Origin of the sequence: Cellulosilyticum sp. I15G10I2 (assembly GCF_900095725.1) — a bacterium.
GTDB lineage: Bacteria > Bacillota > Clostridia > Lachnospirales > Cellulosilyticaceae > FMMP01.
In genome coordinates this window covers 363,406-384,886 of sequence record NZ_FMMP01000009.1, presented here as the reverse complement: position 1 = coordinate 384,886, position 21,481 = coordinate 363,406, and the positions used below count along the sequence as shown (strand labels likewise).

Sequence of the window (21,481 nt, the reverse complement as noted above, 5' to 3'; positions counted from 1 at the left end):
ACTGCAATCTTTTTCTTTTCCATTTATCTGATCTCCTTTATATTCAGTAAGTAACGACAGCAATAAAAAACGCCGTGCTGTGCTACTTAAATAGTAACAAAACAAGGCGTTTGGTTTATGCATTTTTCACTATGAAAAACTTAAGTTATTCTAATAGGAATCTTACAAATTTCTTAAAATCAGAAAAAAGATTATAAAAATGGCAGATCGATGATAAATTCTATCGACTCATTCTGACTGTGTGCAATGATTGTTCCTTGATGCAGCTCAACAATCTCCTTGGCAATAGCAAGCCCAAGACCGGCGCCGCCTGTCTTAGATGTACGGGCAGCGTCTAAGCGAAAAAACTGTTCAAAGATACGATTTAACTTTTCAGTGGGTATCGTATTTCCGGAGTTTTTAAACTTTAGCTGTGTGCTACTCGATTTCTTTTTTGCACTAATAAAGAGGGTACTATCTTCAAAACTATAATTAATGGCATTACGGATAAGATTATCAAGTACTCTTTCTATTTTAGGCACGTCGCAGCGGATGTCTAAATTCTGATCAATATCTAAATTACACCTTAGATTTTTTTCATCCAATAGAGGTTTAAATTCATAAACGATTTGTTCTAGCATCCTTGTCATATTGACTCGGCTTAGTTCTAGGCTTAAGTTGCTTAAGTTAAAGCGGGTAATTTCAAAAAACTCATTAATCAGGTCTTCCAGTCGTTCCGAACGGCTAAGTGCTATTGCCAGGTAACGGGCTTTGAGTTCGTCAGAAATGTGCTGCTCATCGCGAAGCAGTGTGAGATAGCCAATAACTGAGGTAAGAGGCGTCTTCAGATCGTGGGCAAGATAAACAATAAGATCATTTTTTCGTCTTTCTGATTCTTTGATTAAGCGCGCATTGCGCAGTGCTTCTTGTTTGACCTGATTCATCTGATTTTCGACCTCCCTAAGCTCGCCTGGCAAATGAATGAGTGTATCATCTTCGGCTACAAGCTGCTTGCCAGCTTCCAGCATCACATCGATATAGCCCAGTGTTTTTTGCCAGTAAACGAGGAAAATAATGACGGCACCTATTACCCATAAAAATAGAATAATAAGAATGCGGTTATTATCGAGATCTTTTAAAAACCAGTAGAGGTTTGATGTTCTATGCCAAATAAATAAACCAAAAAACATCCTTGCCCAAAAAAGTGATAAAACTAACCCAATACTATAAAGAATGAGTGCAGTAAAAAACTTCATAAAGATTATTCTGGATAATTTATGACGAACGGGACGGTTTTTATTACTCAATGGTATAGCCAACCCCCCATACAGTTTTAATGAACTTCGGTTTTCTGGAAGGCTCATTCATTTTTTCACGGAGCCGTGCCACATGAGCCATGACAGTATTATTGTTATCTAAGTATTTTTCGCCCCAGACTGCTTCAAAGAGATCTTCAGAAGAAACGACCTTGCCTTTGTTTTCGCATAAATGCCAGAGAATCGAAAATTCTATTGGCGTCAGCGTAATGGGGTTGCCGTAGAGTGTACATTTGTGACTGTCTTTGTTAATGACAAGTCCCCTAAAATCAAATACGTTTTTGGATATTTCAACTTCGTCTAAGTGTTCACCAGGGTTATACTTTTTGTACCTTCTAAGCTGGGTTTTTACCCGGGCTGAGAGTTCTAGGGGGTTAAATGGTTTTGTGATATAGTCATCTGCACCAAGGGTTAATCCCATGATTTTATCTATATCCTCAACTTTGGCCGTCAGCATTATAATAGGAAAGTAGTACTTTTCTCTAATCTTTTGACAGATTTTAAAGCCATCTATATCTGGCAGCATCACATCTAATATGGCAAGATCAAATGTTACCTGGGGCAAGCACGCCAAGGCCTCCTTGCCCGTATAAAATTTATACACATTATAATTATCGTTTTTTAAGTAGACTTCAACTAAGTCTGCAATAGGCTGTTCATCATCTACTACTAAAATATTAATACACATAAAAACCTTCCTTTATTTTGGTATGACTATATTCTAACCAACATACGAAGAAAATAGTAAGGTAAAGTTTTTTGTGGGGCTAAAGGATTAGGTTGTTATTTTCTCTATTTTCATACGATAACTCCAGTTGCCAATTTCTTTGCCGTTTCTACGGATAAACATTTCATGAAATTCTTCAAACCCATTCTTTGTGTAAAATGCACGATTTTGCTCTGAATTAGTGATAAGTGTAAGTAGTCCTCCACCACTTTTTTGTATATAAGGTATAATACAATTTTCAAGCATATTACTCCCTACACCTTGCCCCTGGCAGGAGGCGGAAACGGCAAAAAACTCCAAATACCATACACGACCGGATAAATGATGACATATAGAACTGGTTTCCTTTAGCATTTTTAGAAATCCAAAGGTATTCGATAATCCCCCAGCTAATAGTATTTTAATACCACCAGCTAAAACGTAATCCATTAAGCTGATCTTTGAGGTATCAGGGGCTTTCAATTGAGCCACAGAAACGATTTTATTATTTTGAACACCTACCATGATAATGTATTTTGTATAAGTCGCTTTGATTCCTACCTCTAGAATCGCACGCAGAAATTTATATTGCTTTTCCTTATTATCCATGTACATTTCAAAAAAAGAGTAATTACAAAAGGATTCTGTTAGCAATGCTGTAACTTCTTCTAATTCTTCCGCTCTTACTGGTCTGTATGTTATCATTTTTCTACCTCCATATATAGATGTTGACTATTGAACATGTGTATATTATAATTCGTCATAATAATTGTCTCAATCGGCAATTAGCACAGGAATGTTCATAGATGAACACTCAGTGTTAAATTGTTTAGGAAAGGTTGCCACTATGGAAGATAGAAGAGCTGTAAAAACGAAAAGAGCCATCCGCAAAGCATTTTTAGAATTACTAGAGCAAAAAAACATTAACCGAATCAGTGTCGTTGAAATATCAAAACTTGCTGATTTAGGACGAGGAACATTTTATCTGCATTATAAAGATGTTTATGAATTAATGGAACATCTTGAAAACGAATTAATTGATAATCTTGGAGAGTTATACTGTGCTTCTTTCCACTGTGATCATACGATGAATATATTAAAGTTCACAGAAACACTCACCCAATATATGGAATCCAATCGCAAAGTTTTTCTTGTTCTTGCCCGCACAGATAATGGGGGAAGAACAATGGAAAAAATAAAACATTTTTTTCATCAAAAATTACTATCAGATAATTCAAATGTTATTACTGAATTAGATGTAGCTGAAGTTTTATTTAGTGTAGCTGGTGTCTTTGGCGTTTTGGAGGCATGGTTGAAAGATGATATGACAACCCCTTATCAATCAGTGTCTGAAATGCTTCATCATGTACTGATAAAATTAGAAACATGCTAACTTTCACTTAATCATTTGTACAATGAAGGGGATGAATACTATCGGTATCAAGTAGCAGAATGAACTTTGCAACCTTTCATTAAAAGTTCCATGTAAGTACACAGAACGGACACAACAATAGATTAAACTTGAAAATGTAAACAAAACAAATATGAGGAGGAAGCGATATGAGAAGATTTTTATCAACAGCGACGATTTTAAGTTTATCGGCAGTAGTTTTAGCAACACCTATCTTTGCAAATGAAGCCGTACGTCAGGCGGGGGCAGCTAAATTTATAGCAGCAAAACAAGAGGTTGAATTGAATGTTTTAGAAGGGAGAATTAAAGAGGTTAGGGATTTTGAATTAGTGGTAGAGGATCTTGAGAGTAAAGAGTATACAGTGCCACTATTTGGCTTTCAAGATCTTGAAGAGTATCAAAAACTCAATGTACAAGCAGGAGAGAAAATTACCATAAAAGGAAGGAACCTTTCTAAAGGAAATGCTATCAAATTGCAGAGAAGTGATAGTGAAGGTGAGTCACTTATTATTAAGATGGGGGAAGCGGATTATGGTATGGCACCTAGCTTAGACATAAGAAAAATATCTGGAGATGAAGCGCTATCGATAGACAAGGAAATGGTAGAAGGTGGAAAAACAATGGTTAGAGAAGCGGCACCTATAGACTATACGGAAATCCTTGATGAAAGTAAGTTTGAAGAATTAAGAAGCACAAAAGTATTACTAAGAGATGATCTAATAATTGGCGAAAGGCAGGGACAGTTAACCCAAGCAATGTCAGTTAACGAAGATACGTTCTTACCCCATGAAATTACAATTAATGGGACCACAATACAATTATCTGCGATGATAGAGGCGAAAACAGCAATTAAAGCCATAAAATAGTAAACCATAAACTTAGTTAAATACCTACTTAGATGATATAATAATAAGTAGGTATTTTTTTAATAGCTTGGAGGTAGTTTTGTGTACAGAAATCTACTATTGGTAGAAGATGAAAAAAGAATGAGAGAAATATTAGTGGATTATTTTAAACGTGAAGACTTTACAATCTTAGAAGCAAGTAGTGGAAGAGAGGCTTTAGATTTATTTGAGTCTAATAACATTCATTTGGTCATTTTAGATATCATGATACCAGAAATAGATGGATGGGCAGTATGTAAAAGGATTCGCAAGGCGTCGGGGGTTCCTATTATTATGCTTACTGCGCGTTCTGATGAAGATGACAAACTTATGGGTTATGAGCTAGGAGCTGACGATTATGTGACAAAGCCCTTTAGTCCAAAGGTGTTAATTGCAAAATCTAAAATGCTTCTTAAAAGGGCTGAAGGAAATGTGATAAAGGATAATGGAATAATTCTATGTGCTGATATCGAAGTCAATAAATTATCCCGTACTGTAAAATTAGAAAATCAGCTGGTGGAACTTGCTCCAAAGGAGTTTGAACTACTGGTGTACATGTTAGAAAATAAGGAAATGGTGCTGACTAGGGAAAATATTCTAAATCATGTTTGGGGCTATGATTACTTTGGGGATTTACGTACTATTGATACGCACATTAAGAAACTCAGATATAAGCTAAAGGATAAGGCTAAGCATATTAGTACTGTAAATAGAGTAGGCTATAAATTTGAGGTGAATAAATGAGAAAGAAAGGTATTACCTTTAAGCTTTTTATAATAACAAGTGCATTTTTTATATTGTTTTTACTGATTGTAGGCATTAGCCAATCCCTATTTTTTGAGAAATTTTATATCAATCGCAAGATAAATAAGCTAGAGAAAAATATAGAAGAATTTACTAGAAAGTATAACAATGAAGATTGGGATCAAAAAACAATAACAAAAAACATAAATGATTTCATAAATAAAAACAATGCACAAGTTGCCATATTAAATGAAAATGCAGCGGCTAAATATCTTTATTCCTTTGATTTGACTATAGAAACAGAAGACAATAAAAAGGTGACAGTTCCTTTAAATAATATGGCGTTAGTTGAAGCGATGCAAGAGCTGAATCTTTCAATAGGTACTCCAATTGTAATTGAAGGGGTGTATTTAAATGATGTGAACAATACAATATATCCTTTTAGTATAGAAGGAAAGGGAATTACATGGCAAGCATTTAGACAGGCAGTAAGGCTGGAAAATGCAGGACTCACAACGCCTTCAGGCACAGATACGGCCAAAAGAGTAGCCCTTCCAAGTAATAGCTCTGTCAGGTTAATAAAAGAAGTACCGACTAATCTTGAGATTGGTATAAGCCAACAAGGACAAGACCTAGTTCGAATTGATATGAAAGAAATTAAAGGGAAAGTAGTGGAATTAAACTTTCCTGTTCTTAAGGATTTTATGATGCAATATAGACAGGATATGTTTTGGTCTGCAATGGACGACTGGTTTTGGACTTCAAAAGGAAATGATTTTTCGATAGAAAATGAAGAGATAATTAGGTATAGATATAAAAGTCCTATTAACGGAATAGATAATATCGTTATAATAAAGCCTATTTTTCAAAATGGAAGATTACAGGAAATGGTTTTTGCTATGTCTTCTTTACAGCCTGTAGGAGAAGCAATTGGGGTGATGAAGGATTATTATATTTATGGGTTTTTAATTGCCATTTTAATTATAATGGGGTTATCCTATATTTACTCTAGGCTGATAGCAAATCCTTTGATAAAAATAAATAATGCTGCGATAAGAATGGCAGAACTAGATTTCTCGGTGGAATGTGATGTGCAATCTGAGGATGAAATTGGAAACTTAGCGACTAGTATAAATAAGCTGGCTTCAAATCTTGATAAGAATATGAGAAACCTACAGAATACAAATGAAAAACTTAAGGTGGAAATAGAAAAAGAGCGGATATTAGAAAAAATGAGAAGAGAATTTGTCGCTAGTGTTTCCCATGAGTTAAAGACTCCATTGGGAATCATGCGAGGCTTTACTGAGGGACTTAAGGATGAAATAGCCGTTGAAAAAAAAGACCATTATTTAGATGTCATATTGGAAGAGATAGAGAAAATGGATACCCTTGTATTAGATATGTTAGATTTATCTAGGCTAGAGTCCAAGGCCTATATGCTAATAGAAGAAAACTTTCATATAGATTCGTTGATACAGGTGATAGAGAGTAGATTTATCCAACAGCTAGAAGAAAAAGACATTAAAGTAAATCATACTTATGGTCCTGAAGAGTTTATGGTTAGGGCAGATAAGAAAAGAATAGAGCAGGTAGTTACCAATATTATTAGTAATGCTATAAGGCATGTTGGTAATGGAGGAGCCATTAACATTGATATTAAAAAAGAAAGTGAAGATGCAATCTGTATAGCCATTGAAAATGAAGGGGAGAAGATACAGGAAGACAAGCTGCATCACATATGGGATAGGTTTTACCGGGTAGAGGAATCAAGAAACCGAAGCTCAGGAGGAACAGGCCTGGGGTTATCTATTGTAAAGAACATTCTGGAGTTGCATGATAGTAATTATGGTGCAAGGAATACAGACCATGGTGTTATGTTTTATTTTACCCTAAGATCAGTTAACGAGGCGGTTTCAGCTTTTGTTTGAACCCGACTATTACACTTGATATAATAAAGAAAACTACACAAGAGAGGATATATTATGAGCAAACATCATATCTATACAATGAGTATCGCCAAGGTTTATCCCCATTATGTCACGAAGGCAGAGAAAAAAGGACGTACGAAAACAGAAGTCGATGAAATCATCTGTTGGCTGAGCGGCTATAGTCAGGAAGAGCTAGAAGCACAGCTGGAAAACCAGACAGACTTTGAGACTTTCTTTGCGAAGGCACCAAAGCTAAATCCTTCCCGGACTTTAATAAAAGGTGTAGTCTGCGGTGTTCGGGTGGAAGACATCGAAGAACCGACGATGAAGGAAATTCGCTATTTGGATAAGCTTATTGATGAGTTAGCAAAGGGAAAAGCAATGGAGAAGATTTTACGAAAATAGGCACTAATAATTAAAAAGCACTGATTCAATATAATACGATTTCCAACTTTTATGCTAATATCAATCATAACATCTAATAAAGCCTATCTGTCGTTGGTAAAATAAAATTACCAGATAAGATAGGCTTTTATCATAATTAAAGGAAAATAGGATTTTAATTTTTGCGTGAAATATTCCATAAGGCAAGGGTGAAAAAAATAGCTGCCGTACCAATCAGTACAAGGATATGTACTAGAGCTGTAGCAGTATAGTCGCCATAGGTATAGGTAACCCCCATCATTTCTTTAAATGCCGTAATATAGTTTTCGGGTACGCCTAAAAAACTGGTAGCAATAGGTTCTTTTAACATGACTTGACGCATTAATGCACCAGCATGAGATACAGGGAAAAGCTTGATTACCCATTGTACGGATTGAGGCAGAGTACCTATTGGCAGATAGATACCGGTTAAAAAGCCTACAAGTGTTCCTAAAATTGTGCTTGCTGTTGCAAATGCACTTGTGCTTTCAAAGAAGCTGACGATAAAAAACACAAGGCAGCTTGATGATAAAACGGATAGGAACATTATGCCTAAAAGAGTAACGAGTGAAATAAAAGACAACGGAGTCCCACCGCTAATCATAATATAGGTTTCACCGAGAATAAAGGTGATGAGGCATATGATGAAACCGATGATCAATGCGCTTAAGATGTAGCCGCCAACGATCTGAGATCGTTTAATGGGAGATGAATAGAAGTCTTTGCTTGTTTTTTGAACTTTATCCTCAATCATTGTTCCAAATGCCCCCATTGCTGTTGTAATAGAAGCCACCGAAACAATACCTGCAATAATCCAATTGTTCATAAGGTTTCTGGCCTCAGGAAGACTCTCGGGGATATAATCTATCCAAACATTTCCTAAGAATAGAACATATAGACCTATAATAACGAATATACCTAAGAGTGAGAAAAACACAGTGCTTTTCTGACGAAAAAATATTTTCAAATTACGCTGCGCAAGATTGAGCATCACTTTTCACCTCCTGTAATGTTGAGAAACACATCCTCCATTGAACCATGAATCACTTCAAAACTGTCTATAAACTGCGCTGCTTTTGCCAAGAAAGGGATAGTGGAAACTGTACTCAAAATATTGGATTGGATAAGGCCGTTTTTCTCGATATACGGCATCTGCGCGCTTGTTAGCAATTGTATAAGGGCATCTCTATTGTTAGGCTTGATGCGCAGACTATCAGAACTGTACTGTTCCTGCAAATCATAGGGGGTACCTTTTGCAACGATTTTTCCATGATCAATAATGATGATGTAATCCGCTGTGGCTGCTTCTTCCATATAATGAGTAGTGAGAAAGATAGTCATACCTGTTTTCTTCTGCAGTTCAAATATCGTTTGCCATACGCTTTCTTTGGTTTTAGGGTCAAGTCCTGTCGTAGGTTCATCCAAAAATAAAATCTTGGGCGTATTTATAAGTGCACGGGCTATATCAGCCCGACGTCGTTGTCCACCTGATAATTTTCCATAGGGACGGTCAATAAAGCTGATAACATCTGCTGCAAGTGCAGCGCTGCGCACGGCATCCTTAATTTCTTGTTTGTTCATCCCATAAAAATGTGCCCGTGTAATGAGATTTTCTCTGACGCTAAGAAGCGGATCAAGTACACTGTTTTGAAACACAACGCCAATTTTATTTCTGATAGCATCATCCTCCTTACCGAGAATATGGCCATCGATTATGACTTGCCCCCCACTTGGCTTTAGCAAAGTACAAAGAATATCAATTGTTGTTGATTTACCAGCACCATTAGGGCCGAGAAATGCAAATAGTTTTCCCGTTTCAACATAAAAGTCTATTTCTTTGACGGCTTCAATCTCCCCATATGCCTTTTTCAGTTTTTCAATTTTAATAATATGTGACATCTCAAATGCTCCTTTCTTGTATCTATAGATTTCATATCCCTAAGTTTTAGTTATTCATAATCGTAGAGATGTGTAATCATTGCGAGAAACAACTCTATGATGATGAATAATTCAAGTTTATAGAGTGTTTCTCTATATCATTATCATATCAGCTAGAGTTATCATTGCAATAAGAGCAAAAGTAAGATGACTTTATAGAAGAGTATGATGATAAAAATGCAAAATAAAAAGCCGGCGAACATTGATGTCGTCGGCTTAAAAATAGTTTTTTTTCTTTTTTATACGTTCGTTGATTTCATTGGCATAGTCAACAAGGGTGAAATAGTAAATAGCATAGGTTGCGATAAATGTTGGAATAAGAACTGGGCTAATGTATGCAAAGGCTTTCCATTCAAATGGGAACATTCCAAATAAGCTGCCTTCTGTAAAAACAACAAAATAGCAAATCAACACGCGTATCAGTGCATCAATGACAATTGAGTTAATATCTAATTTATGTGCGATTTTGTCGCTGATAAACATTAGTACAGAAATTGACGATGCCATAGCGAACAGCTGTAGTATAATGCTTTTTGACAACTCCGGGACCATATCAAAGGTTGAGAATAAAGCAAAAAGCAATACGATTGCAGTAAAGCTGGTACAGGTTATTACCAATATTTTTTTCATTGCATTTCCTCCTACTCCTCAAATTTATCTCGAAAGCCTTTTATGTAGTGTTTGGATATGATGACTTTCTCACCGTTTTTTAAGGTGGCTTCTAGGCGTCCGCTTAAGTGTGCTCTTATTGAGAGTACTACAGAGGTATTTAAAACACAGCTTTTACTAATGCGTATGAACGGTGTATCTGCTAGCTGCATTTCAAGTTCGTATAGTTTTTTATCACAGCGGTACACGTCTTTCTCAATATACAGAAATGTCTTATTATCAACGGTGTCAAAATAGTAAATATCCTCCAATGGGATTGGAATTGTCATGCCGTCCTTTTCAGCTCTAACAGAAAAAGAGAACAGACGGATTTGCTCTATAAGACGTTTTAAACGTTCATCCATCAGACCACAAGTGATTTTAATTTCGGTTTCCTTGCAATCTAATGACTGTTCAACAAGTAGTTTCATACTGTTCTCCTTCCAGTAAAATAGATAATATTATTTTAACATAACCAATAGCTTTTTCAATGCTATTCATGATAAGGTGACTAAAATCGTAAGTAAGATCTAAACTTAACAACTCATTTAATAAATATCAGTCAATCCATATTTTTTCATCTTTCGCCACAAGGTAGTAGTGCTGATTTGGAGTTCTTTGGCAACCAGTTTGCGACTGCCGTTGTATTTTTTGAGCGTTTTATAAATGAGTTCATACATAGGGTCTACACGTTTTTCTGCCAACTCCTCCTCTTTTGTTTTTGCAACTGTGGGCTCCTCATAAATGCTGGAACTGCTATGGTAAAGTTCAGTGAGCAGCGAGTGAACATATTCTTCTGTAATATTCCTACTTTGTGCGGTAAGGATCATCCGTTCACAAAAGGATTGCAGCTGGATGCTGTTTCCTTCCCAAGGATATTCGAGAAGAATTTTCTTGGCCCTAGCAGATAAGACGTGGTATCTTGCGTACTGCTGCATGTACTGTTTGATGTAAGTGGTTAAGAGATAGGCAACATCTTCCGGGCGGTCCTTTAAGTTGGAGATTCTTAAGCGGAGTGAGTTTAAAGTAAAGTACAAATCAGAGCGGAATAGGAAGTTTTTACGAAGCTCCATCAGATTTTTGGCAGTACAGGCAATAATGCGGGTGTCAAATACTTTGAAGCTGGAGGGATTGTTATCTGGTGCAAGCCGTCTGGTGCGAAGGGCTTTAATGAAGTTATATTGGATGGGCAGACTGAGTTTGTCAATGCTTTGGATCACCAGCGTTCCATGGTCGGCATTAAGGAGCGCACCGCTTTCTTTTGTCTCAGTATTACCAAATAGCGCTTTGATTTGCTGATCTTCCGTCATTCCGGCCATGTTAATCATAATAAAGGGGCCGTTTTTTCGCATGCCATAATTATGAATGCCTTGGGTGATGATATCAAGTTCGGGGCCAGAAAGGGCTTCGACGAGCATAGGGCTGGAAGACAGGGCGTAGAGCTTTGCACGTTCAATGACATGGCGCAGTCCTTTCATATTTTTGCTGATATCATCAAAAGTTGCATGAGCGACGTAGCCATTTAAAAATTGTTTTGACATGGTTTCTTTATCAGCCACATTAAGTCTTCGCAGACGGTTAAAGGACATAATAGCCCCTTCGATTTTTTTTTCAACAACAATAGGCTCTACGATGAGTACCAGTTCTTGGCCGTGGTAGGTTAGGAGCGTTGAAAAGTTATCCGAAGTGCCGTCTAGCACATCAACAATTTTATCATAACTGATTTCGGTAAAAAGTTGACCTACAGACATGCCAATCAATTGCTTGGCGTCTTGACCAATAATCCCTTCCATAATCCTATTCATAATAAGCAGCTTGCCACTGGCACTTAATTTAATAATGCCATTAGAGGAACTGTCTAATACAGTAGAAAACTGAGCATAGTTATGCTTTTCGATCTCAGCCATATGGTAGAGAGATTCTGCGCTGCGGATAGCTACTTCTAAAGATTCACCAGTACCGGCAAGATAAATACCAGGAATGCCGATTTGACTCGCGCATTCAAGAACTGATTTCCCACCGATGATGACGTCGAGTTGGTCACCTGTGGACTTTAAAATAATATTTCGCCATTCTTCATTGTCGCTCAGGATATAACGCTTTAAGGTAATATTATATAACTGTTCAAAATAGGTTGTATCGCAGAACATATCCCCCCAGCCAAAAAGGCCGATCGTGATGTGATCTTTATTAATAAGGCTTTTGGCTTTCATAATTAAAAGGCCCAGTTCTTGGGCGGTTACGATAATATTTGTTACGGTTACATTGGTATTATTTTTTATTTCAACTGCCTGGCGGCCTCTTGCGATGATAATATTGATGCCATCGACAATCGCGTTTCGGGCCTCGGTCGTCGCATCTTCTGTGTGTATTAACTTAAGTAATGAGATATGATTGTTTTTGAGATTTTTAATAAGGTTTTCAGCTTGTGCATACATATCTTGATCTGGGACAAATAATGCAATACCTGACATTTTTTCCTCCTGTAAAACGAACTTATACAAATTATTTTTAATTAGTATAGCATAATATAAGAATACTTGCTATGAGTGTGTTTCAAAATGAAATGAGTTTGAAATGAAAAATAGTTGAATGAAATAGAAAAAATTCAAATTGAAATAAAGGGGAGGTTTGCATAAAAAGCAATGCATATTTTGTGGACTATACAGATTGATGCTGTAATGAGAATTACCTATAATAGGGCTAACGATAAGCTTTTAGGAGGCAAAAGATGTTTTCATTTGATTATAAAGAAAAAATTCGTTTTACAAAGGCGGTATACTATAACTTTAGACCGATTCCACTGCCAAGGCCTTTTAAGGACGGTACTGGCGGCATGGGGAAGTTCGCTCCGGAGCAAGGATGTATTGAACTCTATGATGACGAGGGAGCTTGTGCGCATCTTTCTGTAGGGAGGGGATTTGTAAAGGATATTCTTCCCTTAATTCTAAATGGAGAAAAGAAAAGTTACAATGAATGGCGAGAGACTTTATATTGGAAAACTAGAAACAGCGGGTTCCAGAGTGGGCAAGCTGTACAGGTAGGGATGCTGGATTTGATGATGTTAGATATCCTGGCTCAGAGAGCGGGACAGCCTTTACATAGATTTATGGGTGCAACAAAGGATTGGGCATCTGCTTATAAAGGCGGAGGTTCTATCCTACTCGAAGATAATGAACTGATAGAAGACATGACAAGATATGTAGAAGAAGGCTATACAACGGTCAAATTTAAAGTAGGCAGCGATGATATGGAGCGAGACCTAAGGCGAGTGGAGAAAGTCAGAAAGGCAGTAGGAAACACTATCAACATTGCCGTGGATGCAAACCAAAAATGGGATGTAGAAACTGCATTCAAATTCTCAGAACTCGTAAAGCCGTATCATCTAGCTTGGTTTGAAGAACCTATTCATGCCCATGATATGAATGGCATTAGACGCCTGAAAGATATGGGGATTTCAGTTCCTATTGCATTTGGTGAGTCTATGAGGATTTTTTATGCCTACGAAACTTATATTGAGAAAGGCGTAGATCATTTGCAGCCTTCTGTAGGCAGAATGACAAGAATGGATGATCTTGTCCGTATCAGGGATATAGCCCGTGAAAATAATGTGAGATTTTCTTCAGGCGGCAGAATTTATCTCAATGCTATTTTTGGTTGTTTATATAATGAAAATGAACCTGTTGAGTATCACGAGCCAATCAGTAAACCAGTTGGAGAATATACACTTTATCAGCCAGAAGAGAGAAATGGCAGATTCTATTGTCAGACAGATATAAGTGGCAATCCGCAGAGAATGAATATAGAAAAGCTGGAAAAGGAGGGGTTACTTGAAAGTAAACAGATTTTCTATGTAGAAGATAAATAATAGATTGCTTCAAAATACTGAGATTTAATTTAAGATCTAATAAAATGAGAAGGAGAATGAAAAAATGAAAAAGATGACAAAGGTATTAGGGTGTTTATTAGTTGCTAGTATGATAGGGGCAGTGGTTGGTGGCTGTGCTAAAAGCAGTACATCTAATCCATCTGAAGCGGGGGCAAGTGTAGCAACGGACACAAATACAACAACTCAGGAAACAACAACAGCAAGTGACAGCTTAAAATGGACAGATAAGTCAGTTGCCATTTTAATACCTGGTACACCAGGCGGTGGTTCTGATTTGACAACTAGATATTTAACGCAAAGCTGGAATGAACTAACTGGCGTTAAATTCCAACCAGAAAATTATGATACGACAGTTGCAAGCTTTAAGAGTCTTATTGGTAAGAAAGCAGATGGTCTAAATCTTGCAATGGCTCACTCCGCATTAGTAACACAATATGTTACTGGTGCCACTGATATTCACCCGCTTGAGGATGTGACACTCATAGCTAATATTGGAAACAATGGACTTAGAGCGCTTGCAGTTCCATCAGATGCACCTTATGATACTTTTGAAGAGTTTTTAGAGTACATAAAGGCAAACCCAGGAAAAGTAAAAGCTGGAATCTCTCCTAATGGAACCACTCAATTTTTAATGGGAACCCTTGAAAATAAATTAGGTATTAAGTTCAACTATGTTGAGGCATCAGCAGAAACAGACAGATTAACTAACCTTGCAGGTGGTTTTATAGATATTGGAAGTATTTCTTTATCAAACGGTTTAGAGTATGAAAAAGCAGGTAAGCTGAAAGTTATAGCTACTGTTGGCGCAAATGGGGCTAAGATTGCAGACTTTGACCCAAGTGCACCTGAAAACTATCGTACAATTCAAGAAATGGGATATGAAAATGTTTATGCCGTGACAAACTATTATGTAATAGGGCCAGCTGGTATGGATGAAGAACAGGTTAAGGCAATCAGTGAGTCTTTAAAAGGTATTACAGATAAAGGATCCGCTTATGTTAAGGGAATGATAGAAATGGGACAAGTTCCTGAATGGTATGGGCTAGAAGAGTCAAAAGCGATACTTGAAGATGAACTTAACACGTTAACAGATGTAGCAAAAGCGCTTGAGATTTATAACGTTACAGAATAAGGTTAAATAACATTCAAAAATACAGTTAATGAGGAGAATAACAGTGAAAAAGGACAGGCTAGTCGGAATAGGTGCTATTTTAGCTGCTATATTTTTCTTCTATCATACAGGATCCATTAAAGTTCCAGATAATATTGTAGATCCAGGACCTCGCCTTCTGCCGTACTTGGCAGAAGCACTGATGGTCATCTGCGGTATCGGCATGATAGTAGAATCGGAAATAAAAAATAAAGAAGAAAAGGCGTACTTAACCAAAGATGGATGGAAAAGGATGGGGATTGCTTTTGGTGTACTCATTGCTTATGCTATTGCACTCACCTATATCGGGTTCTTATGGGCGACGCCGTTTATGGCCTTTGTTCTTATCAATATGCTTAGTGGCGAGAAAAAGGTCTCTTTAACTGAAAATATCATACTATCCATTGTTATTACAGCGGGGCTTTATTTGATGTTTGCAAAAGGTTTTGGGGTTATGCTGCCACAAGGTAAATTTTAGGAGGTGTATCATGGACGTTTACTTATCGAGTTTATTACTTATTCTTCAGCCTATTAATTTACTTTTGATTATAGGAACATCTGTAGTAGGCATTATCTTTGGTGCCATTCCGGGGCTTAGTGCGGCAATCGGTATTTCACTGCTGCTTCCTATCACTATAGGTATGGATACAATCACGAGTTTTGTTATGCTGATAGCTATGTATGTAAGTGGTGTATCAGGGTCTTTTATTGGCGCGACATTAATCGGTATCCCAGGAAGTTCATCTTCTATTGCAACAACCTTCGACGCCTTTCCTATGACGAAGAGGGGGGAGGCGACCAGGGCACTTACAATCGGTATTTTGGCTTCTTTTATAGGTACTTTTTTATCCATTTTAATTGCAACTTTTTTAAGTCCTGTCATTGCTGATTTTGCCTTAAAACTGGGTCCATGGGAATATGCGAGTTTGTGTTTTGCTGCAATCACACTGGTAGCGGCATTATCTGAAGGCAGCATGTTCAAATGTCTTTTAGCCACGGCTATGGGGCTGATGTTAGGTACAGTCGGAATGGATAAAGTTTCAGGCGTGCTGCGTTTTACATTTGGAAACCATAGTTTGGATAACGGGATCAGTGTTATTGCCATTACACTTGGGGTATTTGCGTGCCGTCAAATTGCCACAAACTATGCAAAAGGTAATCAACAACTCCCAGAAGTTAAAGAAACTAATATCCGTGGGCTAGGTATCAACATTACAGATATTACACAGAATATTGGAACGATCATCCGCACCTTTTTAATAGGTTTATGGGTAGGGTTTTTGCCAGGAATGGGATCAGGGGTTTCGAATATGATTGCCTATGCTCATGCAAAATCAAGCAGTAAGCATCCAGAGGAATTTGGTAAAGGGCATCCAGGAGGTATATGGGCATCTGAGACATCTAACAATGCATCAATCGGTGGCGCGATTATACCGATGATGGCGCTTGGGATTCCGGGAGACAGTATTACAGCCATGCTGCTTACTGGACTGATGATCCATGGCCTTCAGCCAGGGCCACTTATGATCACATCTAATCCGCAGATATCTTATTTGGTCTTTTCAGGCGTTTTGGTAAGTGCTATTATTGTACTTATCATGCAGCTTTTGACAAAAAGATGGTTTCCTCTCATTTTGAAGATACCTTATCATTTTCTATACAGTGCTATTTTAATTGTAGCGTTCATTGGTGCATATGGTACGGCTAATAGTATTTTTAGTATTTATGTTATGCTTGGATGCAGTGTGCTGGGGGTTATTATGGCGCTGGGCAAGCTGCCTACTAGTCCTTTCATTTTAGCATTCATCCTTAGCCAAAACTTAGAAGCTTATTTTAGAAAAGGCGTAAGTTATGCAGATGGAAACTACATGACATTTTTTACAAGACCCGTATCTTTAATCTTTTTACTAATCGCTGTTATGAGTATTTTTTGGCCGATGTTTAAAAAACATGCTTTTAAGAAAAAATGTGCGGTATAATAAAGAAGAGATGAAAGGAGTGTAACAAAATGTTAAACAAAAGATGGGTATTCCACAATGAAACAGCACCTTGTGAGGCAGCTAGTGGCGTTGTAAGAAGAGTTCTGGCATACAATAAAGATTTGATGTGTGTCAAGAATGCATTTGAAGAAGGGGCGGTAGGAAGTCTTCATCATCACCCCCACACACAGATTACTTATGTAGTCAGCGGTGAATTTGAGTTTGAAATTGAAGGCGAAAAGAAGATTGTAAAACAAGGAGATACAATGCTCAAAATGGATGAGGTGGAGCATGGCTGCAAATGCCTGAAAAAAGGTGTGCTGTTGGATATATTCACCCCTATGCGTGAGGATTTTATATAAATTTTAAAATAGTTGAAACTAAACCTAGGATGTTAAAAACAATACATCCTAGGTTTTTTTATAGTTTTTTCATAAACTGTTTAGTCAAGATGGTTGAAGTAAAGTATAAAGGCCCTGAATTTTATACTTCGGCGAAGAGACTTTATTCATAAAGAAGCACTTTAATCCTGGGATCGTCGATGTTGGAACTATCGTACCAAAAGAAGCCGGTATTTATAAATACCGGAAGATCTTCGCCTGCGGACGCTTTAATAGCTGATTCAACAGCTTTATATCCCATATTTACGGGGTCTTGTGCGATAGCTCCAGAGACAATGCCTTTTCTAATAGCCTCAGAAATCATTTTACTTGCATCAAAACCTATGATTTTGAGACTATCTATTTTGCCGAGTTCTTTAGCAGTATTAATGATCACCTCAGTTGCATCTCTATTCGTACCAAATATACCCTTAATATCTGGGTTTTCCATTAAAAGTGTTTTTGCGCCTTCTATGAGGCTTTCGGTAGTTCCTATGCCATATTGAATGGGAAGTATTTCTATGTCAGGATATTTTTCTACAAGTGTAATGACAAAGCCACTCCGCCTATTTAAAGCACTTGTTATTCCGGTGCGATGGGTAAGAATTCCTACTTTGCCTTTTCCGCCTACAAGTTCTGCCAGTCTGTGGGCGGCTAGTTCTCCAGCCTTATAGTTATCTGTTGCAACAGATATCCTTATTATTGGACTATCAACATTTGAATCAAGTGCAATAACAGGGATGTTTTGCTCTTGAGCCTGCTCTAAATAGGGCGTAAAAGCTTCTGTATCAAGTGCTGATAAAATAACTGCCGGAGGCATTGTAGCTAAGGCGTTTCTAAATAAATTCAGCTGTTCATTAAGTGCTGTTGGGGGCGGTGACTTTGGAGCCTCTATGAGAATGTTTACATCATAATCCTTAGCAGCTTTCTCAGCGCCAGCTCTGATAGCTTCCCAGTAAGGGGACTCCCTTTGAACAATGATGGGAATGTATTTTGATGATATAGGATTTATTAATTCACCTGCATAGGTTATTTTGGGTGCAGCATTTATAGAAAAGATCAGGAGGAATGATACGCATATATGTGCTAGTAATCGTTTCTGCATACTTATTATCCTTTCGTGGGTAGAAGTACTATTCTAAATTTTATGAAATAGGAAACATCATATTACATGCAAGGGGCAAGTTTTCCTATCGTGCAAGTGTAGGCTTTTTGGCACACTTTCTTGAAAGTTACTCAAGGTCTTTTAACTTTATTATCTCTAGATATCGGGCTTCTATCCCAAAATGTAATTATATAATTATTGTTTTAAATAGTGCTTTCTAATCTAAAAAGGTATTATATTTATGAAAATTATTCATTTTTACGCATAATGAGTATTGCCTCATTTTAAAAAGTTTATATATGATATAATAGTTTGTAATAAACTAAAAATACTTACTTTAGAAAACATTAAATTCGCATATTTAATATAGGGGATGCAAAAAGGAGTGGAAGTGTGTATCGATTAGTTATTGTAGACGATGAAGAGAAAATTTTAGATGGAATCTCAGAATTATTTCCATGGAATAATATTGGGTTTAAAGTAGTTGCACGATTTACAGATGCTATTGGCGCATTAGCTTATGTGGAAAAGAACGCAGTAGATGTAGTCATGACGGACATTTCAATGCCCGTCATGAACGGTATTGACCTGACTAAAGAGCTTATGAGATTTCCAAAAATTAAAGTTGTTTTATTCAGCAGTTATAAGGACTATGAATATATGCGGGCTGCTATTCACTTTGGAATCAGTGACTATTTGTTAAAACCCATTCGCTATGATGAACTTATAGCTTGTTTTGAAAAAATAAAAATAAAATTAGACGAGGTAAACCAAGTTATACATGATGAACCTCAAACTTATTATAAAGAGATTATTAAACGTGTCAATAAATACCTTTCAAACAATTATCAAAAAGCCTCATTGGAAGGCGCGGCAGAGATAGTTGGGTTAAGCCCCAACTATCTGTCAAAGATCTATAAGGAAAAATCAGGGTATGGGTTTTTAGAAAAGCTCAATAAAATAAGAATGGAAAAAGCGTGCGAACTTTTGATGGATCCTAGCTATAAGAGTTATGAAATAGCCTTCTATGTGGGATATGATAATCCTAAAAACTTCTCAAGAGCCTTTAAAACGTATTTTAATATAAGTCCTATGGAATATAGAAATGGTCAAGGGAAGGAGAAGAAATAAAGTATGCTGCGTAAATTTTTTATAAAACGATTTCGGACCTATGCAATTATTATGATTATTCCTTTGCTGGTCCTTTTTCTTATTATGGGGTATCTTATTTTAGAAACTCAGCAAAGAGAACTCGAAAAACAAGGTGTTAATACTCTTAAAAGCATCAACGATAATATCGTCTATGTAGCTTATAGCACTATACATCAGCAGGATATGATGATGGGAATTGCTCAATATAAATTATCAATTCAAAAACTCTTTAATCATAGTGAGCTAGAGTATCAAGATGTCATTTTTTTGAATGCAGCAAAAAGTTTTTTGAGAAGTTTTGAGAGCGCTTATCCCTATATCAACTCCATTTACTTTTATCTTGATGGAAGAAATAATTATTTAACTTCTTCATCAGAGCAGTTAGTTTCTCTGCAGACCTTTTATGACAAAGCATGGTTTGAAAAATATAGCAAGATGTCAGAAGAAGAAAAACAATTTGTTGAGACGAGATGGATCAAAAGATATCAATACGAGGAAGCTAAAAAGGTTATTACTATCTATCAAAAAATGACTTCAGCGAATGGCGTTATTGTTGTGAATATTAATTCGGAAAATTTTGGAGAGATGATTAGAAGTATGCTGTATCACTCAGGACAAAGTTTCTTTTATCTCAATGACAGAGGGGATGTACTTTTTTCAAGTGATGAACAGTCTGCTATGGATGTAGAGAAAGAAAAGGATTTTTTTCAAAAAATGATTAAAGCTTATCAATTAGATGGAGAATTTAAAAGTAATCAAAAGTGGGTAAAAGTTAATGGGAAATACTATTTGTTCTGTATTAAACCTGCAGATTACTTTGATACTTACTTTGTGTCGTTGATAACTTTTGATACCTTTAAAGATAAGATGCTTAATTATCTGCAGATTGCAGTAAGTATATTAATAGTTAATCTGTCATTGATTATGCTACTGGCGTGGATAATTACAAAAATTGCCTTTAAACATATTACTAGTTTAGTGGAGTTATTTGGTGCAGCTGAAAGAGGGGAGACAGTAGAAAAACCTCAGACTATTGTAAAAGATGAATATAACCTGATTATGAATAACATATTGTTTCTTTTTATCAAAAACAATCAGATGCAAACCCACTTATTAGAAAAGCAGCATCAAAATGAAATTTCTGAGCTAAAAGCACTGCAAATGCAGATAAACCCCCATTTCATATTTAATACACTTCAAACCATGGATCTGGAGGTGCTTAAAGAGTTAGGAGGATTATCTACGTTGCATACGATGATACAAGAGCTCTCCAGGATTATCAAATATGCACTGAATGATCCGACAGAGCTTGTCACTTTAAAAGAAGAGCTTGATTATTTAAAAGCGTATATGCAGATACAAGAAATTAGATTTAAAAATAAAATTGTGACTTATTTTGAAATAGAGGAGAACGTATTAGATTATCAGGTCTTTCGTCTGATGTTGCAGCCTATTGTTGAAAACAGTGTTAATCATGGTTATACATCTATAAATGAACGCTTTTATATAAAAATAAAAATATTCGGCAGAAAAAATAATATGTATGTCTCTATCATTGACAGCGGATGCGGCATGACTAAAGAAGAGATACAAAAACTCTATTTAAGAATTAATGATATTAAAGCTAAAAATATAGGACTTACTAATCTAAATCGCAGATTAGTACTGCACTATGGAGAATATAGTAAAATTCATATAAGAAGTAAAAAAGGAATGGGAACAGAAATAAGCTTTAAAATTCCCATTCAGGCTTTAGTAAATAAAAGTAAAGATAATAAAGAGTAGAAATGAATAAAAACCAGTAAAAATGATACCGTAGTTCCTGTAATCCTTTGAAAATGAAGATATA

At 36.5% G+C, this 21,481-nt stretch carries 21 protein-coding genes; 12 read left to right on the top strand and 9 right to left on the bottom strand.

Translation table 11 applies throughout. The annotated features are described in order from the left end of the window. Positions 1-191 precede the first annotated feature (191 nt). The 3 genes from BN3326_RS10365 to BN3326_RS10355 all read right to left on the bottom strand — a co-directional run bounded on the left by BN3326_RS10365 (position 192) and on the right by BN3326_RS10355 (position 2,706). Positions 192-1,286, bottom strand: a complete 1,095-nt coding sequence (locus tag BN3326_RS10365) for a sensor histidine kinase (RefSeq protein ID WP_069999116.1) — start codon at positions 1,284-1,286, stop codon at positions 192-194. Beyond that, on the bottom strand, positions 1,279-1,983 hold the full coding sequence (vanR, locus tag BN3326_RS10360; protein WP_069999115.1) for a VanR-ABDEGLN family response regulator transcription factor: 705 nt from the start codon (positions 1,981-1,983) through the stop codon (positions 1,279-1,281). The genes BN3326_RS10365 and vanR overlap by 8 nt, the downstream gene beginning before the upstream one ends. Positions 1,984-2,070: 87 nt before the next feature. Further along, positions 2,071-2,706 (bottom strand): GNAT family N-acetyltransferase, encoded by a 636-nt coding sequence (locus BN3326_RS10355; RefSeq protein WP_069999114.1) that lies wholly within the window; start codon positions 2,704-2,706, stop codon positions 2,071-2,073. Positions 2,707-2,848: 142 nt separating this feature from the next. Here BN3326_RS10355 and BN3326_RS10350 point away from each other — a divergent pair, with 142 nt between their 5' ends. From BN3326_RS10350 to BN3326_RS10330, 5 genes are all read left to right on the top strand, one after another. Further along, the gene (locus tag BN3326_RS10350; protein ID WP_069999113.1) at positions 2,849-3,394 is read left to right on the top strand and encodes a TetR/AcrR family transcriptional regulator; all 546 of its coding nucleotides are present in this window, start codon (positions 2,849-2,851) and stop codon (positions 3,392-3,394) included. A gap of 167 nt (positions 3,395-3,561) precedes the next feature. Continuing rightward, positions 3,562-4,278 carry a hypothetical protein gene (locus BN3326_RS10345; RefSeq protein WP_069999112.1) on the top strand — a complete coding sequence of 239 codons (717 nt, stop codon included), beginning with the start codon at positions 3,562-3,564 and terminating at the stop codon, positions 4,276-4,278. 81 nt (positions 4,279-4,359) lie between these two features. Beyond that, a complete protein-coding gene (locus BN3326_RS10340) occupies positions 4,360-5,040 on the top strand; it encodes a response regulator transcription factor (protein ID WP_069999111.1) in 681 nt (226 codons plus the stop codon). Further along, positions 5,037-6,968, top strand: a complete 1,932-nt coding sequence (locus BN3326_RS10335; RefSeq protein WP_069999110.1) for a sensor histidine kinase — start codon at positions 5,037-5,039, stop codon at positions 6,966-6,968. The genes BN3326_RS10340 and BN3326_RS10335 overlap by 4 nt, the downstream gene beginning before the upstream one ends. Before the next feature lie 54 nt (positions 6,969-7,022). Further along, positions 7,023-7,373, top strand: coding sequence for a DUF2200 domain-containing protein (locus BN3326_RS10330; RefSeq protein ID WP_069999109.1), 351 nt, complete (start codon positions 7,023-7,025; stop codon positions 7,371-7,373). Between the two features lie 154 nt (positions 7,374-7,527). On the opposite strand, the gene BN3326_RS10325 is transcribed toward BN3326_RS10330, so the two are convergent. The 5 genes from BN3326_RS10325 to BN3326_RS10305 all read right to left on the bottom strand — a co-directional run bounded on the left by BN3326_RS10325 (position 7,528) and on the right by BN3326_RS10305 (position 12,451). Continuing rightward, complete coding sequence (locus tag BN3326_RS10325; protein ID WP_069999108.1) at positions 7,528-8,382, bottom strand: ABC transporter permease; 855 nt, start codon at positions 8,380-8,382, stop codon at positions 7,528-7,530. Beyond that, a complete protein-coding gene (locus BN3326_RS10320) occupies positions 8,382-9,290 on the bottom strand; it encodes an ABC transporter ATP-binding protein (protein ID WP_069999107.1) in 909 nt (302 codons plus the stop codon). Before BN3326_RS10320 ends, BN3326_RS10325 begins: the two co-directional genes overlap by 1 nt. A 255-nt stretch (positions 9,291-9,545) precedes the next feature. Then, positions 9,546-9,959 carry a DUF3021 family protein gene (locus tag BN3326_RS10315; RefSeq protein WP_069999106.1) on the bottom strand — a complete coding sequence of 138 codons (414 nt, stop codon included), beginning with the start codon at positions 9,957-9,959 and terminating at the stop codon, positions 9,546-9,548. 11 nt (positions 9,960-9,970) lie between these two features. Next, entirely contained in the window at positions 9,971-10,408 is a 438-nt protein-coding gene (locus BN3326_RS10310; protein WP_069999105.1) for a LytTR family DNA-binding domain-containing protein, read from the bottom strand. 117 nt (positions 10,409-10,525) lie between these two features. Further along, positions 10,526-12,451, bottom strand: coding sequence for a sigma 54-interacting transcriptional regulator (locus BN3326_RS10305; protein ID WP_069999104.1), 1,926 nt, complete (start codon positions 12,449-12,451; stop codon positions 10,526-10,528). A 257-nt stretch (positions 12,452-12,708) separates the two neighbouring features. Between BN3326_RS10305 and BN3326_RS10300 the strand changes: the two genes are divergently transcribed. From BN3326_RS10300 to BN3326_RS10280, 5 genes are all read left to right on the top strand, one after another. After that, on the top strand, positions 12,709-13,845 hold the full coding sequence (locus tag BN3326_RS10300; protein WP_069999103.1) for an enolase C-terminal domain-like protein: 1,137 nt from the start codon (positions 12,709-12,711) through the stop codon (positions 13,843-13,845). A 64-nt stretch (positions 13,846-13,909) separates the two neighbouring features. Beyond that, on the top strand, positions 13,910-14,998 hold the full coding sequence (locus tag BN3326_RS10295; RefSeq protein ID WP_069999102.1) for a tripartite tricarboxylate transporter substrate binding protein: 1,089 nt from the start codon (positions 13,910-13,912) through the stop codon (positions 14,996-14,998). 43 nt (positions 14,999-15,041) lie between these two features. After that, the gene (locus tag BN3326_RS10290; protein WP_171903813.1) at positions 15,042-15,494 is read left to right on the top strand and encodes a tripartite tricarboxylate transporter TctB family protein; all 453 of its coding nucleotides are present in this window, start codon (positions 15,042-15,044) and stop codon (positions 15,492-15,494) included. Between the two features lie 10 nt (positions 15,495-15,504). Next, positions 15,505-16,995 carry a tripartite tricarboxylate transporter permease gene (locus BN3326_RS10285; RefSeq protein WP_069999100.1) on the top strand — a complete coding sequence of 497 codons (1,491 nt, stop codon included), beginning with the start codon at positions 15,505-15,507 and terminating at the stop codon, positions 16,993-16,995. A gap of 29 nt (positions 16,996-17,024) precedes the next feature. Further along, complete coding sequence (locus BN3326_RS10280; protein WP_069999099.1) at positions 17,025-17,357, top strand: cupin domain-containing protein; 333 nt, start codon at positions 17,025-17,027, stop codon at positions 17,355-17,357. A gap of 142 nt (positions 17,358-17,499) precedes the next feature. Here BN3326_RS10280 and BN3326_RS10275 read toward each other — a convergent pair whose 3' ends face one another. Next, a complete protein-coding gene (locus BN3326_RS10275; protein ID WP_069999098.1) occupies positions 17,500-18,480 on the bottom strand; it encodes an ABC transporter substrate-binding protein in 981 nt (326 codons plus the stop codon). Between the two features lie 393 nt (positions 18,481-18,873). Here BN3326_RS10275 and BN3326_RS10270 point away from each other — a divergent pair, with 393 nt between their 5' ends. Both BN3326_RS10270 and BN3326_RS10265 read left to right on the top strand, forming a co-directional pair. After that, complete coding sequence (locus BN3326_RS10270; protein WP_069999097.1) at positions 18,874-19,611, top strand: response regulator transcription factor; 738 nt, start codon at positions 18,874-18,876, stop codon at positions 19,609-19,611. A gap of 3 nt (positions 19,612-19,614) precedes the next feature. Beyond that, positions 19,615-21,417: a sensor histidine kinase gene (locus BN3326_RS10265; protein WP_069999096.1), complete on the top strand. Its 1,803-nt coding sequence runs from the start codon at positions 19,615-19,617 to the stop codon at positions 21,415-21,417. The last annotated feature ends 64 nt before the right edge of the window (positions 21,418-21,481 follow it).